This window comes from Micromonospora sp. NPDC049580 (assembly GCF_040675595.1).
Taxonomy (GTDB): domain Bacteria; phylum Actinomycetota; class Actinomycetes; order Mycobacteriales; family Micromonosporaceae; genus Micromonospora.
Genome location: NZ_JBFAPG010000752.1, coordinates 1 through 1,889, shown reverse-complemented (window position 1 = coordinate 1,889; position 1,889 = coordinate 1). Strand labels below are relative to the sequence as shown.

Annotated in this window: 1 protein-coding gene; it reads left to right on the top strand. The window is 68.9% G+C overall.

The window, feature by feature from the left end; translation table 11 throughout:
* The first annotated feature begins 72 nt into the window (after positions 1 to 72).
* The gene (locus tag AB0J68_RS31740; protein WP_363942524.1) at positions 73 to 1,794 is read left to right on the top strand and encodes a 5'-nucleotidase C-terminal domain-containing protein; all 1,722 of its coding nucleotides are present in this window, start codon (positions 73 to 75) and stop codon (positions 1,792 to 1,794) included.
* Positions 1,795 to 1,889 lie beyond the last annotated feature (95 nt).

Here is a 1,889-nt window from a genome sequence, read left to right as displayed (position 1 = left end):
TAATTTCCCTATGGACGGGGCCGGGCCCGGGGCGGGTGGCCCCCGGGCCCGGCCGGGGCGCCCACCGCCCCGCTGATCGCCGCCGCCCCCGCGCAGGCGGCGGGCGCGACCCGGTCGCGCACCTGGGACCTCACGCTGCTCGGCACGTCGGACACCCACGGCAACGTCTACAACTGGGACTACTACCGCGACGCCGAGTACGACGACAGCAAGCACAACGACATCGGTGTCGCGAAGCTGGCGACCCTGATCAACCAGATCCGCGCCGAGCGGCGCGGCAAGGCCACCCTGGTCCTCGACGCCGGCGACACCATCCAGGGCACCCCCCTCGCCACGTACTACGCCAAGCAGGAGCCGATCACCGCCACCGGCGAGAAGCACCCGATGGCCCGGGCCATGAACGTCATCGACTACGACGCCGTGACGCTGGGCAACCACGAGTTCAACTACGGCCTGCCGTTGCTGGACCTGTGGATCCGCCAGCTCGGCTTCCCGGCGCTCGCCGCGAACGCGATCAACGCGAAGACCGGCAAGCCCGCCTTCCTGCCGTACGTCATCAAGAAGGTCTCCCTCGGCTTCGCGGCGCCGACCCTGCGGGTCGGCATCCTCGGCCTGACCAACCCCGGCGTGGCCATCTGGGACAAGGGCAACGTCGAGGGCAGGCTGCGCTTCGACGACATGGTGGCGACCGCCGCGAAGTGGGTGCCGATCATGCGGGCCCGCGGCGCGGACCTCGTGCTGATCTCCGCCCACGGCGGCGACAGCGGCACCTCCAGCTACGGCCCGGAGCTGCCGAACGAGAACCCGGTGGCGCTCATCGCCCAGCAGGTGCCGGGGATCGACGCGATCCTCTTCGGGCACGCCCACAACGAGGTGGTCGAGCGGTTCGTCACCAACGAGCGGACCGGTGCGCAGGTGCTGCTCTCCGAGCCGTCGAAGTGGGGCCAGCGGCTCACCCGGATGGACTTCACCCTCGCCCGTGAGCATGGCCGCTGGACGATCACCAAGAAGGCCGCCACCATGCTGAACACCAACACGGTGGCCGAGGACCCGAAGGTGCTCGCCGCCGTGCGGGCCCAACACCAGAAGACCATCGCGTACGTGAACCAGGTGGTGGCCCAGGCAACCGTGGAGATGTCCACGGTGGAGTCCCGGTACAAGGACACCCCCATCCTGGACTTCATCAACCACGTCCAGGCCGAGACCGTCACGAAGGCGCTGGCCGGCACGCAATACGCCAGCCTGCCGGTGCTGTCGCAGGCCTCGCCGTTCAGCCGTACCGCGGTCTTCCCCGCCGGCGACGTCAAGATCCGTGACGTGGCCGGGTTGTACGTGTTCGACAACACGCTCGAAGCGGTCGTGCTCAGCGGTGCCGAGGTGCGCGCGTACCTGGAGTACTCGGCGAAGTACTTCCGGACCCTCGCCCCGGGCGCACCGGTCGACCCGGAGCAGATCAACGACCCGTCAGTGCCGGACTACAACTACGACGCGCTCTCCGGCCTGGACTACGACATCGACATCTCCAAGGCGGTCGGCCAGCGGATCACCCGGCTGGTGCTGCCCGGCACCGACACCCCGGTGGCGCCCGACGCGCAGTTCGTGATGGCGGTCAACAACTACCGGCGCAGCGGCGGCGGCAACTTCCCCGGCATCGTGAAGACCCAGGTCTACAACGCGCAGCAGGAGATCCGCCAGCTGCTCATCGACTGGGCGCAGGCCAAGGGGACGATCAACCCGGCCGACTTCTTCCAGCCCAACTGGCGACTGGTACGCGAGGGCGTGCCGGTCTTCTGATCGCAGAACGTCGGCGGGCCGGGGGTGGGGACACCCCCGCCCCCCAACACCTGAATACCCCCAGCAGAACAGAACAGGGGGGGGTTTGGTAAGAA